The following is a 17807-nucleotide window of genomic DNA, read 5'->3' as shown; positions in this document are numbered from 1 at the left end:
ATAGTTTATTATACCCGAATTGGTAGTTAATTTCATTGGAAAATAAATAAGTCGTGCTATCCTAATCTTAAACCACTAAGCATTAGAAAACGCACGACTTATATGACTTATAATAGCACACTTCCAAAAGTTTTTGTTTATTTACTGACAACCATTGAGACACTTTATCAAACGAGTGTTCCCCTTGAGGTTCAAAACCGAAAGAACGTCCATCTCGCAACATCAGATTGCTTAGTGATTACTTGTTACCTATGGGGCGTACTACATTTTAGTGAAACACTTAAAGCAAAGCACCAATTGGCTCAAAGTTTATTTCCTAATTTCCTAGAATATTCTCGCTTTGTCCGCCGTTGTAATGCCCTCTTACCGAGTATCCAAGTCATTCGCCAAGCACTCGTCTTTAAAGAGGTTGAAGGAATGAGTGTATCCATTATTGACAGCTTCCCCCTTCCTTTGTGTCAGCCTATTCGTAATTTCAGAAGCAAAGTTCTTGGAGATTATGCAAATGTTGGCTACAATGCTACAAAGGGACAGTACTTCTATGGATGTAAATGTCATGCTTTAGTCAATGAATCAGGCTATGTCATAGACTACACAATTACTCCTGCTTCAATGGCTGATAGTTCAATGACCGAGGAAGTGTTGAGTCAATTTGGGACACCAACAGTCCTTGGAGATATGGGATATCTAGGTTAGTCACTGCATGATAGGCTGTAATTAAAAGGAATTGATCTAATTACACCTGTCAGGAAGAACACGAAGCAAAAGAAAATCCTTTTCCCTAATTTTTCAAAACGTAGAAAAGTGATTGAGCGAGTTTTCTCTTTTTTGACAAATCTAGGAGCTGAGCGTTGTAAAAGTCGTTCGCCTCAAGGTTTTCAATTGAAATTAGAGATGATACTTTTAGCGTATTCTTTACTGTTAAAATCAGCTAAATCACTGGAACCAGAGACTTTAAGATATTCTATCGGGTATCAAGTCATGGCTAAATAATCAACTAGCAATTCGGGTCTTTATTAAATACTAATGATTGCATTAAAAATTGCTTTTTGAGATAATTGCTAAAAAAGAGAGGATTCTCAAATGGATAACAAAGATATAGAGCTGATTCAACAAATGGAAAACAAATATGACACTTTTATGCCAGTCTTAACTAATTTAATTGATAGTATTGAAAAATTTAACTCAATTTACAATAACTATATTGAATTAAAAAATTTTTATGGTAGTGAAAAATGGTTTGAATATATGGAAATTGAAAAAATCCCAGTAAAATGTGGTGTTTTAACAGAAGACCAATTATTTGATATGATTGGTGATCATAATGAACTTCTTGGAGTATTACTTGACCTAACTTCAAAAATGTACAAAAATTTTTAAAAATATCAAAGATTCAAATATCTTAAAAATGGTGCAGGATACACTACTTGATAGTTTTCGTGCTGGTCGTCGCAACTATACAATTTTCCAAGTTGGGAAAGCGACCTTGTTAAGAGTAAGTGATGTCATGAAATTAAAGAAAACAGATGTCTTTAATCTTGATGGAACAGTCAAACAAACTGCATTTATTCATGATCAAAAAACAGGTAAGGGAAATACGTTATATTTAAAACCTGTCCAACAAGATTTAATGCTTTATCATGCATGGCTCATCCAACAAAATATGAATTCAGAGTGGTTATTTCCTTCAACTTCTCGTCCTGATCGTCCTATTACTGAGAAACAGTTTTATAAGATGGTTCTGTTGCAAAGTTGACCAATAAATCTATTTTAGTATAAAATTCAGTAAAAAGACAGTGAGGACAGAGTAATGAACCACTTTAAAGGGAAACAATTTCAAAAAGATGTGATTATTGTCGCTGTGGGCTATTATCTACGTTACAATCTGAGCTATCGTGAAGTTCAAGAACTACTGTATGACCGTGGTATCAATGTCTGTCACACTACGATTTATCGCTGGGTTCAAGAGTACAGTAAAGTCCTCTATCATCTTTGGAAGAAGAAAAATAGACAGTCCTTCTATTCGTGGAAAATGGATGAAACCTATATCAAAATTAAAGGACGTTGGCATTATCTCTATCGTGCAATTGATTCTGATGGATTAACTTTAGACATTTGGTTACGAAAGAAACGGGATACTCAGGCGGCTTATGCTTTCTTAAAACGGCTCCATAAACAATTTGGACAACCTAGAGTGATTGTAACCGATAAAGCACCATCGATTAGTTCTGCATTCAGAAAGCTACAGATTAACGGTTTATATACCAAGACAGAACATCGGACAGTGAAGTATCTCAATAATTTAATTGAGCAGGACCATCGTCCAATTAAGCGCCGTAATAAATTTTATCGAAGTTTACGAACTGCCTCAACCACGATTAAGGGCATGGAGACTATTCGAGGAATATACAAAAAGAACCGAAGAAACGGAACGCTCTTCGGATTTTCGGTGTCGACTGAAATTAAAGTTCTGATGGGGATCCCAGCATAGTCAAAATGTTAAACTAGGACTTCTATACTCTTTTGGGAAACTTTGCAACAGAACCTATAAGATTATGGCACGAGTTGGTGATCTTTTAGGAATTAACTATCTAGGAACGCATACCATGCGTAAAACAGGCGCTTATCGGGTCTATACGCAGTCAAACTATAATATTGGCTTAGTGATGCATTTATTAAACCATTCAAGTGAAGCTATGACCTTAACGTATCTTGGATTGGTTCTGTTGCAAAGTTATCCAAAAAATCTATTTTAGTGTAAAATTGAGAAAAAAGACAGAGACGACAGAGTAATGAATCATTTTAAAGGCAAACAATTCAAAAAAGACGTCATTATTGTGGCTGTTGGTTACTACCTGCGTTACAATCTAAGCTATCGTGAAGTTCAGGAATTGTTATATGATCGTGGAATAAATGTTTGTCATACTACGATTTATCGTTGGGTGAAAGAGTACAGCAAAGTCCTCTATTATCTTTGGAAGAAGAAAAATAGACAATCCTTCTATTCATGGAAAATGGATGAAACCTATATCAAAATTAAGGGACGTTGGCATTATCTTTATCGTGCAATTGATGCGGACGGCTTAACCTTAGATATCTGGTTACGAAAGAAACGGGATACGCAAGCAGCCTATGCTTTCTTAAAACGACTCCATAAACAGTTTGGTGAGCCGAAAGCAATTGTGACCGATAAAGCACCTTCTCTTGGCTCCGCCTTTAGAAAGTTACAGAGTGTGGGTTTATATACTAAGACAGAGCACCGAACTGTGAAGTATCTTAACAATTTAATAGAACAAGACCATCGACCTATTAAACGACGGAATAAATTTTATCAAAGTCTCCGTACAGCCTCTTCCACGATTAAGGGCATGGAGACCCTTCGAGGAATATATAAAAAGAACCGAAGAAATGGAACGCTCTTCGGCTTTTCGGTGTCTACTTAAATCAAGGTATTAATGGGAATACCAGCCTAAGATATTCGGAGTTCAGAGAGGGCGCGTTTAATTTTCAAACTTCGCAACAGACCCGTGCAAAGAACTTTAAATAAGGCCATTAAATCACAAGACTATCCAGAAGCTGTTATTCTTCATTCTGACCAAGGAAGCCAGTATACGAGTCTAGAGTATGAAGAGTTGCTTAAGTATTATGGGATGACTCACTCTTTCAGTCGAAGGGGATACCCTTATCATAATGCCAGTCTTGAATCTTGGCATGGACATTTAAAAAGAGAGTGGGTGTATCAATTTAAATATAAGAACTTTGAAGAAGCCTATCAGAGTATTTTCTGGTACATCGAAGCCTTTTATAATTCAAAACGAATCCATCAAAGTTTAGGGTATCTTACACCTAATCAATTTGACTCGGTGCTTCTATCTAAATAAAAAACTATATAAATGAACTCACTTACTAAAAAGCCTCATAATAGAGGCATTTATTTCTCACGATTTATCTAGAAATTTATTTAACTCTAGCTTCTTTATCTGTATTGTCTTCTACTTTGTCTTTTACTTTATCAACTTGTTCAGAGGTGAATTTCCCAGTTGTTTGAGCCGCACTAGTCACTCGATCTTGAATACTTACATCATCTTCTTTTTGTTGCTCTTTCGTTTTAATATCTGTGACTGTTACGTTAACTTCAACAACTTCCAATTCTGTCATTGCCGCAACCTCTTTACGAATGACTTCTTTAATTTTTTCATAAATATCAGGCACATTCTTACGATATTCTGTAACTACTTTCAAGTCTACTGCAACCTGTGTTTTCCCAACTTCTACGTCAACACCTGTTGTAACATCATCAGTATTAATAAGTTTTCCTGTTAAGTTTGAGAAGAACCCACCTTCTACAGAAAGAAGTCCATCCACTGATTCTAATGCTAGTCCTACAATCTTTTGCACAACTTTATCTTCATAAGTCAAAGTCCCCTTAATTTCTGGTTGGGTTTCCTTTGTTTTAGGAGTTTCTTTTTCTGCCATTGTTCCAAATGCTTTCATGTTTTCTTGTACCATAATATTCTCCTTTTATAATGTTATTTACGATTTATAAATTGATCAATGATTCCTGATTTTTTTAAAAATAGACCAATATAAATTCCTAATCCAATTAAAAATAAAACCAGAATCATTTTCCAAAATCCAATAGTGAAGATACACACAGCAATGAGTACACCTACGATTCCCCCTATAATTGGGTATCGATTTTTTTCGAAATAATCCATTGATCCCTCCTACATAACACGTTGGCGTTTAGGGTTATCATCTTTACTTAATGTATTGACTTTTACTTTAAGTTTAACCGTATGTTCCAATCCAAAGAAACTTTTTAACCCTTCAATGATTTCCTGTTCCAGAACTTGAGCTTTTTGGGCCACTTCAACTCGAGGAACAATCTCACCCTTTATATCAATTTTTATCTTATTTTTAAAAAGTGAAACAGCGATTTTTGAGTTTTTAAGGTAATCATTTTCTTTTACTTTTTCACCTACAAAACCTTCAATGGCAGACTTCTTCAAAGTTAAATCTCCATTATTTGAAGTGAGTTGTACATCCATATAGGTTCGAGGGTAAAAAAGAATTACAATCAAGGCGATAATTAATATGACTGTTAAAACGATGTTCCCCCAAAACAAATAGTCTGTCATATATTTACCTATGAAGGGAATGTTACTAGAGGTTGTTGTTATCCAATCATATTCCATGAAATTATAATAATCCCACGTCATTGGTAGAACAAGCGTAAGTAAAAGGAGATCAAGGATAATGAGTATTACTTTCTTTCCAGTTGCCAAAACTCCTCCTTTCTAGATCCTAAGATCTATTAATTCATTTTAGATAGGACGAAAGATACAACAGCAACCACAATCACTGCACCAACAATGGATGGTATTAACGCCATGCCAGCAAGCGAAGGTCCCCAAGTTCCAAGTAAGGCTTGACCTACAAAAGATCCAACTAACCCCGCTAAGATATTAGAAATCCATCCCATTGAACTTCCCTTTTTTGTAATCGCACCAGCGATTAATCCGATTAATGCACCAACAATTAATGACCAAATCATAAGCCACCTCTTTCTAAAGATTATAATCTTTTTCTTACTTTAATTTAGCACTTTTAGAACGCGTATTCAAGAGATGTGATTCATTTTTTTAATTTACTAACCCAATAATTATAGCACTTCAAATAACTAAGAAAATAAAAAAAGCCAGCATTTGCTGGCACTTATGTTTAAGGTACTCCATTAAACACATCTCTCTATTTTTGACCTTAAGACTATCTATACGGTATTATTAATTTGTATGTTTTAAATATTAACTTCTTAATCTATGAACATGCACCAAAAACTGCTTATCATTATGTGCTGTGATAGGTGGTTTTTTATATAAATCTTTTAAATATTAATTTTAATTAATAAACATTAAAAAAACCACTCTATATTAAAGTGCCCCTAATTTATGAATGGGAAGTGTGAGTTTCCTCTTGCTGGCTAAGTATATCATACTCTCTCATAATTGCAACTGAATATAAAAAAACTGAAGTCATGACTCCAGTTTTTGCACGATTTTCAGATACAATTATGCTTTTGTGATATTAACTGCTTGAGGTCCACGTTGACCTTCTTCAACATCAAATTCAACTTTTTGACCTTCGTCAAGTGATTTGAATCCATCAGATTGGATTGATGAGAAGTGAGCGAACAAATCTTGACCATCTTCAGAGGTAATAAAACCAAATCCTTTAGTAGCGTTAAACCATTTTACTGTTCCATTTGCCATAATATATTTATTTCCTTTCGACAAAATTGTAAATCTTATTTTGCGAAAAGTGAATCTATAAAACATTTTACTCATGACAAAATCTACTTCTTTATAATAACACTAATTATACTCAATGTCAAACTACTCTCTGATTAATAAAATCCATATCGTAGTGACATGGATTTTATGAACTGTAGGGAAAGCAACTAATCTTTCCCTCACTCAGTATAACATTTTAATTCATTTTTGCAATAGCAATAAATAAAAAAGCAAAGGACACCCCATGCTTTAACTCATTTATCTTTTATGTACGTTTGAAGCATAACGTCCACGAGACGTCATTTTGATATCAAAAGTAACCTTTTGACCTTCATCGTATTTTTTAAAATCATTTCCCTGAATAGATAAGAGATAAGCAAACACATCTTGCATATCATCTGCCATAATAAAACCATAGCCTTTGTCAGCGTTAAACCAATTTATTGTTCCTTTATTCATGTAATACATCCTTTCGCATCATCTGTAAATCCCATTTTGCGAAAAAGTGCATTCCTAAAACATTTAAACTCGAGACAAAACCTACCTCTTAATAGTAACACCTATTCTTACCAAAGTCAAATTGGTCTATTTAAAACTTATTGATTTTCTTGTGATTCCCCAGATTTTCATGAGGATTTGCTTTAGCAAGTGTCAGGGTTTCTCTATCAACCACCCTGACATCATGGTTTTCTAATTCAACAACTAGTGCATACTTATAGAGATTAATATCTCCAGAAACGACTATTGCTTGTTCCCCATTAGATAATGTAATTTTATCTCCTGTTTTCATTTTTCACTTCCATTCTAGGCGCTGCCTATTTCACGAAAAAATTTTTACTTAAGGGTGAGTTTTTTATAAGAAAAATAAGGGCTCCCTAAAGCCCTTAAAATATTGCGGGAATAGGATTTGAACCTATGACCTTCGGGTTATGAGCCCGACGAGCTACCTAACTGCTCCATCCCACTTCGCAAGTGTAACACTAATATCAGTTAAAGTCAATTTAACATTAGGATTCATAAATTATTTAAAAAATGTGTTACCTTATCCGAACATTAAGTTATTTCTTACATTAGTAAAGCTATCACTAGATATATCACTAAAATACTTACTACAAACCCAAAAAACAGTAGGCCTATGATCGCCTTTTTTTCTTTATTTTTATTCGTTAGATGCTCCATACTCTTATTATCAAACTGATTTTTGTTTATAGTTACACATTATTTAAAAAAGCTACCCCCATTTGAGTAGCTAATGATGAAGGTGTGGTGCTTTCGCTAAACCACCCATGAGCTAAGTATATCACTTTAATTCGAAATTACAATATCAACCAAAAAAATAGAAACCAATTTTGGTTTCTATTCCACAACAGAGACTGTAATCTCATAAAATTAAGTATAGCACCTTGTTAAGCTCAATACTGATTATTAGTTTATAAAGAGAAAAACATATAGCTTAAAAGCATCAAACAAACTTAACATAATAAAAAGTCATTAATTCAATTCTTAATGACTCTTTAATTTATTTTTTGTGCAAATCTTCCAAAATAATATGCTTAGTTCCTTAACTTTATAAACTCAAAAATTCAATGAGATTAAATCGTAGCTATGATTTTATACCATAATTGCCCCAAATTTGTCCCAATTTATTTTTCAATTTAAGAGGTTTTCTATGAAACAGGTTTATAAAGGCTTATAGGTTCTGTTGCAAAGTTATCCAAAAAATCTATTTTAGTGTAAAATTGAGAAAAAAGACAGAGACGACAGAGTAATGAATCATTTTAAAGGCAAACAATTCAAAAAAGACGTCATTATTGTGGCTGTTGGTTACTACCTGCGTTACAATCTAAGCTATCGTGAAGTTCAGGAATTGTTATATGATCGTGGAATAAATGTTTGTCATACTACGATTTATCGTTGGGTGAAAGAGTACAGCAAAGTCCTCTATTATCTTTGGAAGAAGAAAAATAGACAATCCTTCTATTCATGGAAAATGGATGAAACCTATATCAAAATTAAGGGACGTTGGCATTATCTTTATCGTGCAATTGATGCGGACGGCTTAACCTTAGATATCTGGTTACGAAAGAAACGGGATACGCAAGCAGCCTATGCTTTCTTAAAACGACTCCATAAACAGTTTGGTGAGCCGAAAGCAATTGTGACCGATAAAGCACCTTCTCTTGGCTCCGCCTTTAGAAAGTTACAGAGTGTGGGTTTATATACTAAGACAGAGCACCGAACTGTGAAGTATCTTAACAATTTAATAGAACAAGACCATCGACCTATTAAACGACGGAATAAATTTTATCAAAGTCTCCGTACAGCCTTTTCCACGATTAAGGGCATGGAGATCATTCGAGGAATATATAAAAAGAACCGAAGAAATGGAACGCTCTTCGGCTTTTCGGTGTCTACTGAAATCAAGGTATTAATGGGAATAACAGCCTAAGATATTTGGAGTTCAGAGCGGGCGCGTTTGATTTTCAAACTTCGCAACAGAACCGAAATAGCTATAAATAAGAGGAAACCTAAGGAACCAATTATTTTTCATTCGGATCATGGCTGAATAATCAACTAGCAATTCGGGTTTTAGAAAGTTATTAGATGAGCATCAATTGCTTGCTTCTTACTCCAAGCCTGGATATCCTTATGATAATGCCGTCACTGAGGTCTTTTTCAAGTATCTTAAACAACGAGAAATTAATCGCAGAACTTATCACTCCATTCAAGAAGTTCAACTCTCTTGCTTTGAATACATCGAACAATTTTATAACAATTATAATCCTCATTCAGCCAACAATGGTTTAACTCCAAATTAGAAAGAAGAAAATTATTTTAAGAAAATGGAAAGGTTATAATAAACTAGACACAAAGTTAAGAGAAATCGTGGAAAGGTTTATTATGGCAAGAAGAAAATTCGATAAACAATTTAAAAATTCTGCAGTAAAACTCATTCTTGAAGAGGGTTACTCTGTTAAAGAAGTCAGCCAAGAGCTTGAGGTTCATGCCAATAGTCTTTATCGCTGGGTTCAAGAAGTTGAAGAATATGGAGAAAGTGCTTTTCCAGGCAATGGGACAGCCCTAGCTGATGCCCAACATAAGATTAAATTGTTAGAGAAAGAAAATCGTTATCTTAAGGAGGAACTTGAACTTCTAAAAAAGTTCCGGGTCTTCTTGAAGCGAAGCAAGTAAAACGTTTTGAATTTCTCTTGAAACATCATGGGAAGATAAAAATTAAGCATGCAGTAAAAGTTCTTAAGGTTTCTCGTTCAGGTTTCTATGAATACATGCATCGTCGTCCTTCAAAACAACAAGTGGAGAGAGAAATTCTCTCAGAGAAGATAAAAGCTGTCTTTCATGAGCATAAGGGACGCTATGGTGCGGTTAGAATTACCAAGGTACTTCATAATACTGGTATTATGACCAACACGAAACGTGTTGGGAAACTGATGCACTTGATGGGACTTTATGCCAAGGGAAGCCGTTATAAATATAAACATTACAACAGAAAAGGAGCTTCGCTTTCAAGACCCAATTTAATTAATCAGATCTTTAAAGCAACAGCTCCTAATAAAGTATGGCTGGGAGACATGACCTATATCCCTACCAAAGAAGGCACCTTATACTTAGCCGTGAATATCGACGTTTTTTCACGTAAGATTGTAGGCTGGTCAATGTCTTCACGGATGCAAGATAAACTGGTGAGGGATTGCTTCTTACAAGCTTGTGGGAAAGAACATCCTCAGCCTGGCTTGATTGTCCATACTGATCAAGGGAGTCAATATACAAGCTCTCGTTATCAATCTACTCTTCGTCAAGTCGGTGCTCAATCTAGCATGAGTCGTAAAGGAAATCCCTATGACAATGCAATGATGGAGTCTTTTTATAAGACGCTAAAGAGGGAGCTTATTAATGATGCTCATTTTGAGACAAGAGCTGAGGCTACTCAAGAAATATTTAAATACATTGAGACCTATTACAATACAAAAAGGATGCATTCAGGTCTTGATTACAAGTCTCCAAAAGACTTTGAAAAATATAATTCTTAAATTCTCTTAACTCCGTGTCTAGTTTTTCGTTGACTTTCCAAAATATAGCTCATTTTGTGTCTAAATATTTGACATTGGTCCATACTTCTAAGTTAGAGCCGTCATCTCGTGTTATAGGAATAGAGCCGACACCCCCTGCCCCTACCAATAAAAGTTGAGCATCATAAGGCGTTTTAATCCTCTGAACTTCTTGAATCACTAAGCCAAATTCAACATCAGACAAAGGTTTGCCATTTAATTTATAAGCATTATTTTCATTAAGCACCTCACGCCAGTGTCCCTCTAAGACCTTAATAGAGACATAAGATAAATCTTTACGATAGGTCCATCCTTCTGCTTCTAGTTTTTTGATCAAAGCAGCTTCAAATTTTGCTTCTGCCATTCTTTTCTCTTCCTCCCACTGTTACTTGATCTTCGTTATTCATATTTTATCAATTTATTATCATTATAGGAAAGATTTTATTGAGTCACTAAAGAAAACTGAGCCCTAAGGGAGAATAAAGTCAATGAAAACATTAATCCATAGATTTTTTTCCAAAATATAAAAACACCTCTAGGAATAGACGTGTTTTTATATTTTAAAAAAACGTGACTAAGGACAAAGTGCTTATTTATTTTTTTCAATAGAGTCAAGAAGCAACATTCCGACAGTCAGAAAAAGCACTGATAATATAAACCCTAGGATTAAATTAAAAAAAGGAACACCAATATTTTAAAATTTTTTTAAAACCAAATCTGATAACTTTATTGAAATGAACCAAGCCAAAACCTGTCCTCCAAAAGACATTTGATTCATTCTCTGATAGGCTCGCCTTAAGTATTTATCCATTATTTCTCCACGTTCTCTTTCAAATGATAATATGTTTAACTCTATTAAACCAAAAGCATAGGAAGGATGTTGAAGGACTAAGAATTTCCCTTAAATATTCCAAGTTATCAGTTTTGGTGTTTATTTCGATTGTTTTTCACTCTAAAAAAAGATATAATATCAGTTAAACTGATATTGTTGATTTAGGAGGAACTATGGAACAATCGAAATTAAATCAATACTTTGACTACTCGCTTGAACCACGTCGTGCCATCCTCTTTCAAGATGTCAAGTCTAATTATGCTTCAATTGAATGCGTTCAGCGAAATTTAAATCCTCTGACCACTTCTCTTTGTGTCATGAGTCGAGCAGATCATTCTAAAGGGTTAACGCTTGCCTCTAGTCCAACCTTTAAAAAAGTTTTTGGTATGAAAAATGTCAGTCGTGCCAGCGATTTACCTTTTCTTATAGAAACACGAAAGTTCAATTATCCGAAATGGTATCGAACACATACAGACATTCATGGACAGCGAACTGAACCAACTTTGCAATATGTCGCTTTTATTGAATCTTGGGCGAAACGCACGTGGATTGTTCCTCCACAAATGCAGCTCTATGTGGACTATAAAATTGAAGTGACAGATATACTGACCAATTATACGTCAATTGATTAGATTCACTCCTACTCGATTGATGAATCTTTTTTGGATATCACTGAATCATTGAACTTCTTCTTCCCTGAGATTAAAAATCGTTATGAACAAATGAATCGGATTGCTTTAGACTTGCAACGTGAGATTCGAGATAAACTAGGACTATATGTGACTGTTGGGATGGGAGACAACCCCTTGCTTGCCAAACTTGCAATGGATAACTATGCCAAGCACAATGATAATATGAGAGCCCTAATCCGTTATGAAGATGTCCCTAATAAACTATGGACAATTCCTAAGATGACAGATTTCTGGGGAATTGGAAAGCGAACTGAGAAACGATTAAACAAACTTGGAATCACTTCTATCAAAGAGCTTGCGAATGCTGACCCACTTCTCCTTAAACAAAAATTGGGAGCAATTGGACTTCAGCATTTTTTCCACGCAAACGGCATCGATGAAAGCAATGTAAGGGAAAAATATACTCCAAAATCTACTAGCTTCAGCAATTCTCAAATTCTGCCACGTGACTATCATAAGCAAAGAGAAATTGAACTTGTGATTAAAGAAATGGCTGAGAACTTAGCGATAAGATTGAGAAAGGGCGGAAAACTAGCAAGCAATCTTTCACTTTATGCAGGTGCTGCTTCTACTTCTGAATACTCTTCTGTTAAGGTTTCTCGCAATATTGAAGCCACGCAAAACACAAAGGAGTTGCAAGACCTCGCAATCTCTTTATTTCGTGAAAAGTACCAAGGGGGAGCGATAAGACAAATAGGGATAAGCGGAAATCAACTTTCTGATAGTTCTGTTAAACAACTCTCTTTATTTGAAAGTGTTCAAGAAAATCAAACTAATAAAAAGCAAGAATCACTCCAAAAAGCTATTGATGAGATTAGAGAAACTTTCGATTTTCTTTCAATACAAAAGGCAAGTAGTTTATCCGAGGGTTCACGTGTCATTTATCGGAACAAACTCATTGGAGGTCATGCAGCAAGTCAAGACAAGGAGGTAAAAGATGTCAGTTGACCGTTCATACAGCCCCTATGAAGTCATCCGTGCTTATCACGATAGAGGGATGATGAAATGGGGCGCATTTGCGACTGGAGAACTCACGGAGGCTCAAAATACTTTTGAAAAAGAAAAAAAAGATGATAAGAAAATTCAAGCTTTACCACATCATGTAGTCCTTTATCTTCTCAATCAGTCTTTTTCAAATCAGCTACAAATCAAAGTTAAATATCAATCAAAAGATAAATTAAATGAAGTCTATGGTTTTGTATCAGAATTTATCAATAATCAAGTAAGAGTTAAATCAACGGATAAAATCTATCTCATATCCATTGAACAAATTATAAATATTTCCTAAATAAAAAGGGGCTAAATTTAGCCCCCTTTTTATTTCATCAACAACTCAATCAATTTTTTCTTGATTTCTTGTTCTTCTTCCGTTCCCTCAAACTCTAATTTTTCTAATTGAGTTTCAATTTTCTTTAACTGCGTGATTGGCTTTTTAGCGGTTTTCTTTTGGGGGCTAATTTTTGCCCCCTCTTCTTCTCCACCTTGTTCTTTAGCTTTTCTAATCAGTTTTTGAGCGGTATAATGACTGATACCAAATCTTTCGGCAATTAAGTCCCTAGTCTTTCCTTTAACAGGTTTTCCGTTGATTTGTAACCCTTGTTTTTTGGCTTTATCTAAAATATCCATATAGTCATCAATGATGGCTATTTTTTCTTCTTCTGGCATTTTTAAGAGCGAGCGAGTTTGTAGGTTAGTTTCATGCAACTTTAGTCTTGTTACAAGCTCATCCTCGTCTTCATCAACTTTCTTAGCGAGAACTTCGTAATCTTCAGGGAGTCTATTTTCACTAATTAGTTTTTTAATAGCATTAAATCGTCTATGCCCTGCAATCAATTCATAGCTATATTTATCACGTTGTTTAACAAGAACGGGTTGTAATAAGCCTAACTCGTCTATGCTATCAGCTAACTTATCAATGTCAACTAAATCATAGTTGTTATTCTCATTTTCCTTTATCTCCTCAATAGGAATATTTTTTGTATTTGTTTTTTTTCGCTTGTGTTCGTCCTTGTTCATAAGGTCTGTAAATCCGAAACTATTACTCATTTTTTAACCCCTTTTTACTATTTCATCAATAAGATTTAAATAATCATCTTTTACTTTAGAACTTTTAGAACTATCAATTAATACCTCATTCTTTAAAGCACTTTCTGTAACTGGCTTAGCTTGATGTCGTATTGTTGTTTCAAATCTATTCCCAGATATTTCTTGAATAAATTGTTTATCAATATTATTTCTGTTGACCATTGTGTAAAGTACGGTCACCTCTGTATCTAACTCATAATCATCAATAATTTGATTGATGTTCTTTAAAGTCGTTCTATAACCTTCAAGTGCAAATTTATCAATTTTTATTGGGATGATAATTTCATCACTCGCAATAATAATATTGAGAGTAATTAGATTAATTGTTGGAGCACAATCAATAATACAATAATCATATTTAGAATCTAGTTTCTTTAAAACTTTTTTTACAATGTTTGATGAATTACGATTGAATGAATTTCTTACTTTCAATTCACTTTCAGCAACTGCTAAACTTGAACCAATCATGTCCAAATTCTCACTTACGTTATAAACATACTGGTCAACATCATCTAGTTTTTCATCAACTATCAGTTCTGCAAAACCTTTATAATCCTCTTTCGAGCGTTCATCTTCAAGAAAAATACTTGTTGCATTAGCTTGCATATCTGTATCAATCAACAGAGTTTTGAACCCTCTATTTGCTAAACCTTTTGCTATATTTCCACCTGTTGTTGTTTTAGCAACTCCGCCTTTTAAGTTTAATAGACTTATTGTTTTCATATTTTCTCTCTATTCTTTATTTATATTTTCATGAGTCTTTGCGAAATGATAAAGTCCCTCTAACGTTTCAAATTTAGTGTTACCCAATGTCGTTTTTTTATTTCTTAGGTTTGAAATCGTCATCCTAGAAACTTTTATTCCAATTTTTTCGAGTTCTTTCTCAATATACCAACCAGAAAAATTTTCGTCATCATCGAGTAATCTCTGTACCACGTTTTTAATTTCATCTGTTACTTTTTCCATATCAACCTTTCTTCACAAATATACGATACTTGCGAAAACATATTTTTATAATTCATTATTTCATTCTCAGCCCTCTCACATTTTGTGGTAAACATTCTTACTTTTTCTCTGTCCAAAGGTTTGAAGCAAGAAGTTGTTTTATTTTTACTGTACATCTATTGTATCGTAAATTTATGTTTACGTCAAAGGTTTTTACGGTTTTTCTTAAATTTTTTATATAAAAATAAAGGGGGCTAAATTTAGCCCCCTTTATCAATTAAGAATCAACCCGAATTGCTAGTTGATTATTCAGCCATGACTTGATATCCGGTAGAGTATCTTAAAGTCATTGAATTCACGGTTTTAGCTGATTTCAATATTAGAGAATAAGTTAAAAGCGTCATCTCTAATTTGACTTGAAAACCATAAGAAGAACGACTTTTACAGCGTTCAGCTCCGAGGTTTGTCAGAAAAGAGAATACGCGTTCAATGACTTTTCGACGTTTTGAAAAATTAGGAAAAGTTATATCCTTTTTCTTCATGTTCATTCTGACGGGTGTAATAAGTTCAATTTCCTTGAGTTCAAGCCTATCATGCAGTGACTAACCTAGATATCCCATATCTCCAAGGACTATGGGTGTGCCAAATTGAGACAATACTTCCTCGGCCATTGTACTGTCAGCTATTGAAGCAGGACTAATCACGTAGTCGATGACATAGCCTGATTCACTGACTAAAGCATGACATTTACAGCCATAAAAGTACTGACCTTTGGTAGCATTGTAGCCAATATTTGCATAGTCGCCCAAAACTTTGCTTCTAAAATTACGAATCGGCTGACACAAAGGAATGGGAAAGCTGTCAATAATAGACACATCAATCCCTTCAACTTCTTTAAAGACGAGAGATTGGCGAATGAGTTGAATACTCAGTAGGAGTGCATTACAACGATGAACAAAGCGAGAATATTCTAGGAAATTAGGGAATAGACTTTGAGCCAATTGGTGCTTTGCTTTAAGTGTTTCACTAAAATGCAGTACGCCCCACAGGTAACAAGTAATCACTAAACAGTCAGATGTTGCAAGATGGACGTTCTTTCGGTTTTGAACCTCAAGGGGAACACTCGTTTGATAAATCGCTTCAATGCTTGTCAGTAAATAAACAAAAACTTTTGTAAGCGTGCTATTATAAGTCATATAGGTCGTGCGCTTTCTAATGCTTAGTGGTTTAAGATTAGGATAGCACGACTTATATATTTTTCAATGAAATCAACTAGCAATTCGGGTAGAATCAAGTTTAATTCCCTCATTTTTTTGGAGGGAAATTTTGTCGAATATTGATAAGAACAATTAATTTTGATATACTTACTCATATCAAACCTCTCTGGTTTGTGGTAGCTTTTTGCTCTTTCTCTGTCCAAAAGGTTGAGAGTAAAAAGTTTTTTTTTAGAGGAAAAGTTCATTCATATATTCGTTCCAAAAAAAGGAGCTAAATTTAGCCCCTTTTTTTTTATACTTAATGTTGAAGGTAAATATTTAGTTTATTTACTATCCCAAGGACCATTCATTGGTACATAGAAATCAGACGAACTATCAAAAACTAATTTATGTATATTTTGAGCCTTATACGTTGTTAGAAATGCTCTGTATTCTGAAAATTTATTTCCAAAAACAACACTCGGTCTAAAATTATTAATCATTTGATTGCTGTCTAGCTTCCAATCGATTGCTTTCATCTCAGCCACTTGTAACAATTCATCTATCGCTACACCACTTTCAAGCAATTTATGAATCGGTTGAAGAAGTTGTATATCATCTAGTTCAAATTGAATATCATAATAATTTGGTAAATGTTTAATTATTCCGTTTTCATCTAAATTAAAATTTACTTTTGATAAGTAATTAAAGTATTCTAATACCATTCTTGCTTCGTTTATAAATGGACTATCTGTACCAGGAGAAGAAGTACGAGAATTCATAGATATATGATTGCTGCCTGATAAATCAGCATTAAATGGCGTATATGTAAATTCAATAGACTGTATTCTTCGTCCAGAAGTGTGATAAATATAATCTAAATTTTTAACAATTTGAGTTCCTTCAGGAGTAGTTAATTCTGATATTTCTTTAACCGCAGTTTCTAAATATTTTTTACGATTTTTTCTGAGGTCAAATACCTCTTTGGTGTTAAAGGAGTCTTCTTGAGTCTTCAATATTTTAAGTATTTTTTTATCAAAATCATCAATTCTCATTTTTGTACCTTTTGGAAAACTCCTAAACTCGCTTATAAAGCGGTAAACACGTTTGGAGTACTTAGATGGCAGACTATTATTGATTCCTCTGTTATATTGTAAGTGTTTAACCGTTCTCCAATCTTTGGAATTGATTAAGTCATAAACATATAGCGGTTTATCAATCACATGCCCTTTTGCATCAACTTGTTCTGAACTAATTTGAGCATTAGAAATTGTGAGTTTTACTTCTTTTTTAGTACCATCAAAATCAATTACACTGAAAATATTTATTGTTTTCCATGATTTGGGAGTGCCATCATCATTTGTTTCTCTTACTTGATAGTATGAGAAATTTTTCAATGCCTCGTTTAAATCATACATTATTTTTTGTAGCCGTTTACCATTGTAGAGCGATTTCACACCATTTTTACGTGTTACCCACAATCCACCTAATTCCGCTAATTCCTGATAAGAAAATGTTACTGGTTCACTTCCGTTATAACGGTCTCTCAGCTCTCCAAGTATAGCATAAGTAATATTTTCACTTGCAGCATTTATGTCTTCAGTAGAGAACATCTCAGGCAATTGACGGCTGTATTTAATATCTTTTCTAAATTTATCTTCACTATCAAGTTCATCAAGTAAATCGTAACTTTGCAT

17 protein-coding genes, 1 tRNA gene and 8 pseudogenes are annotated in these 17807 nt (G+C 34.0%); 12 read left to right on the top strand and 14 right to left on the bottom strand.

What is annotated here, in order from left to right; genetic code table 11:
- The first annotated feature begins 102 nt into the window (after positions 1–102).
- The 7 genes and pseudogenes from MHB61_RS12660 to MHB61_RS12630 all read left to right on the top strand — a co-directional run.
- Positions 103–993, top strand: a pseudogene (locus MHB61_RS12660) (IS982 family transposase).
- Between the two features lie 90 nt (positions 994–1083).
- A complete protein-coding gene (locus MHB61_RS12655; protein ID WP_081144390.1) occupies positions 1084–1380 on the top strand; it encodes a DUF4298 domain-containing protein in 297 nt (98 codons plus the stop codon).
- Between the two features lie 28 nt (positions 1381–1408).
- Positions 1409–1741: pseudogene (locus MHB61_RS12650) on the top strand (tyrosine-type recombinase/integrase); the annotation flags it as partial.
- 69 nt (positions 1742–1810) lie between these two features.
- A complete protein-coding gene (locus MHB61_RS12645) occupies positions 1811–2491 on the top strand; it encodes an IS6 family transposase (protein WP_014621307.1) in 681 nt (226 codons plus the stop codon).
- A gap of 55 nt (positions 2492–2546) precedes the next feature.
- Positions 2547–2756 (top strand): annotated as a pseudogene (locus tag MHB61_RS12640) (hypothetical protein); the annotation flags it as partial.
- Between the two features lie 36 nt (positions 2757–2792).
- Complete coding sequence (locus tag MHB61_RS12635) at positions 2793–3443, top strand: IS6-like element ISS1N family transposase (RefSeq protein WP_340817568.1); 651 nt, start codon at positions 2793–2795, stop codon at positions 3441–3443.
- Positions 3444–3527: 84 nt separating this feature from the next.
- Positions 3528–3881, top strand: a pseudogene (locus tag MHB61_RS12630) (IS3 family transposase); the annotation flags it as partial.
- A 76-nt stretch (positions 3882–3957) separates the two neighbouring features.
- Here the strand turns inward: MHB61_RS12630 and MHB61_RS12625 are convergent.
- The 8 genes from MHB61_RS12625 to MHB61_RS12590 form a co-directional block, all read right to left on the bottom strand.
- Positions 3958–4509: an Asp23/Gls24 family envelope stress response protein gene (locus tag MHB61_RS12625; RefSeq protein WP_015425998.1), complete on the bottom strand. Its 552-nt coding sequence runs from the start codon at positions 4507–4509 to the stop codon at positions 3958–3960.
- A gap of 20 nt (positions 4510–4529) precedes the next feature.
- Entirely contained in the window at positions 4530–4718 is a 189-nt protein-coding gene (locus tag MHB61_RS12620) for a DUF2273 domain-containing protein (RefSeq protein ID WP_081144448.1), read from the bottom strand.
- Positions 4719–4727: 9 nt separating this feature from the next.
- On the bottom strand, positions 4728–5288 hold the full coding sequence (gene amaP / locus MHB61_RS12615; protein ID WP_031559152.1) for an alkaline shock response membrane anchor protein AmaP: 561 nt from the start codon (positions 5286–5288) through the stop codon (positions 4728–4730).
- Between the two features lie 29 nt (positions 5289–5317).
- Positions 5318–5557 carry a GlsB/YeaQ/YmgE family stress response membrane protein gene (locus MHB61_RS12610; RefSeq protein ID WP_081144449.1) on the bottom strand — a complete coding sequence of 80 codons (240 nt, stop codon included), beginning with the start codon at positions 5555–5557 and terminating at the stop codon, positions 5318–5320.
- Positions 5558–6071: 514 nt separating this feature from the next.
- The gene (locus MHB61_RS12605) at positions 6072–6272 is read right to left on the bottom strand and encodes a cold-shock protein (RefSeq protein ID WP_012898583.1); all 201 of its coding nucleotides are present in this window, start codon (positions 6270–6272) and stop codon (positions 6072–6074) included.
- Positions 6273–6551: 279 nt separating this feature from the next.
- Positions 6552–6752 carry a cold-shock protein gene (locus MHB61_RS12600; RefSeq protein ID WP_003132324.1) on the bottom strand — a complete coding sequence of 67 codons (201 nt, stop codon included), beginning with the start codon at positions 6750–6752 and terminating at the stop codon, positions 6552–6554.
- A 130-nt stretch (positions 6753–6882) separates the two neighbouring features.
- The gene (locus MHB61_RS12595; protein ID WP_014570881.1) at positions 6883–7083 is read right to left on the bottom strand and encodes a hypothetical protein; all 201 of its coding nucleotides are present in this window, start codon (positions 7081–7083) and stop codon (positions 6883–6885) included.
- 102 nt (positions 7084–7185) lie between these two features.
- Positions 7186–7259 (bottom strand) — tRNA-Met (locus tag MHB61_RS12590).
- A gap of 802 nt (positions 7260–8061) precedes the next feature.
- Here MHB61_RS12590 and MHB61_RS12585 point away from each other — a divergent pair.
- From MHB61_RS12585 to MHB61_RS12575, 3 genes and pseudogenes are all read left to right on the top strand, one after another.
- Entirely contained in the window at positions 8062–8742 is a 681-nt protein-coding gene (locus tag MHB61_RS12585) for an IS6 family transposase (RefSeq protein WP_340817565.1), read from the top strand.
- Between the two features lie 54 nt (positions 8743–8796).
- A pseudogene (locus MHB61_RS12580) lies at positions 8797–9149 on the top strand (integrase core domain-containing protein); the annotation flags it as partial.
- A gap of 45 nt (positions 9150–9194) precedes the next feature.
- Positions 9195–10342, top strand: a protein-coding gene (locus MHB61_RS12575) for an IS3 family transposase (protein WP_101928132.1) whose coding sequence is annotated in 2 segments (ribosomal slippage) — positions 9195–9447 and positions 9447–10342 — 1149 coding nt in all. Because the reading frame shifts where the segments join, the coding sequence is not laid out codon by codon here.
- A gap of 82 nt (positions 10343–10424) precedes the next feature.
- Here MHB61_RS12575 and MHB61_RS12570 read toward each other — a convergent pair.
- Positions 10425–10724: pseudogene (locus MHB61_RS12570) on the bottom strand (type I restriction endonuclease subunit R); the annotation flags it as partial.
- A 641-nt stretch (positions 10725–11365) separates the two neighbouring features.
- On the opposite strand from MHB61_RS12570, the pseudogene MHB61_RS12565 reads away from it, so the two are divergent.
- Positions 11366–12832 (top strand): annotated as a pseudogene (locus MHB61_RS12565) (Y-family DNA polymerase).
- Complete coding sequence (locus tag MHB61_RS12560) at positions 12822–13172, top strand: hypothetical protein (RefSeq protein ID WP_014011586.1); 351 nt, start codon at positions 12822–12824, stop codon at positions 13170–13172. The pseudogene MHB61_RS12565 and the gene MHB61_RS12560 overlap by 11 nt, the downstream one beginning before the upstream one ends.
- Positions 13173–13201: 29 nt before the next feature.
- Here the strand turns inward: MHB61_RS12560 and MHB61_RS12555 are convergent, their stop codons facing one another.
- From MHB61_RS12555 to MHB61_RS12535, 5 genes and pseudogenes are all read right to left on the bottom strand, one after another.
- Positions 13202–13930, bottom strand: a complete 729-nt coding sequence (locus MHB61_RS12555) for a ParB/RepB/Spo0J family partition protein (protein WP_014573539.1) — start codon at positions 13928–13930, stop codon at positions 13202–13204.
- Between the two features lie 3 nt (positions 13931–13933).
- Positions 13934–14692, bottom strand: a complete 759-nt coding sequence (locus MHB61_RS12550; RefSeq protein WP_023349312.1) for a ParA family protein — start codon at positions 14690–14692, stop codon at positions 13934–13936.
- A 9-nt stretch (positions 14693–14701) separates the two neighbouring features.
- Positions 14702–14935, bottom strand: coding sequence for a hypothetical protein (locus MHB61_RS12545; RefSeq protein WP_014573541.1), 234 nt, complete (start codon positions 14933–14935; stop codon positions 14702–14704).
- A 284-nt stretch (positions 14936–15219) separates the two neighbouring features.
- A pseudogene (locus MHB61_RS12540) lies at positions 15220–16110 on the bottom strand (IS982 family transposase).
- 344 nt (positions 16111–16454) lie between these two features.
- On the bottom strand, positions 16455–17807 hold a 1353-nt coding region (locus tag MHB61_RS12535; protein ID WP_014011582.1), incomplete at its 5' end, for a replication initiation protein.

Source organism: Lactococcus sp. FSL K6-0773 (assembly GCF_038006485.1).
Taxonomy (GTDB): domain Bacteria; phylum Bacillota; class Bacilli; order Lactobacillales; family Streptococcaceae; genus Lactococcus; species Lactococcus lactis.
The sequence above is the reverse complement of the archived record's forward strand: the minus strand, read 5'-3'. Positions and strand labels throughout refer to the sequence as shown.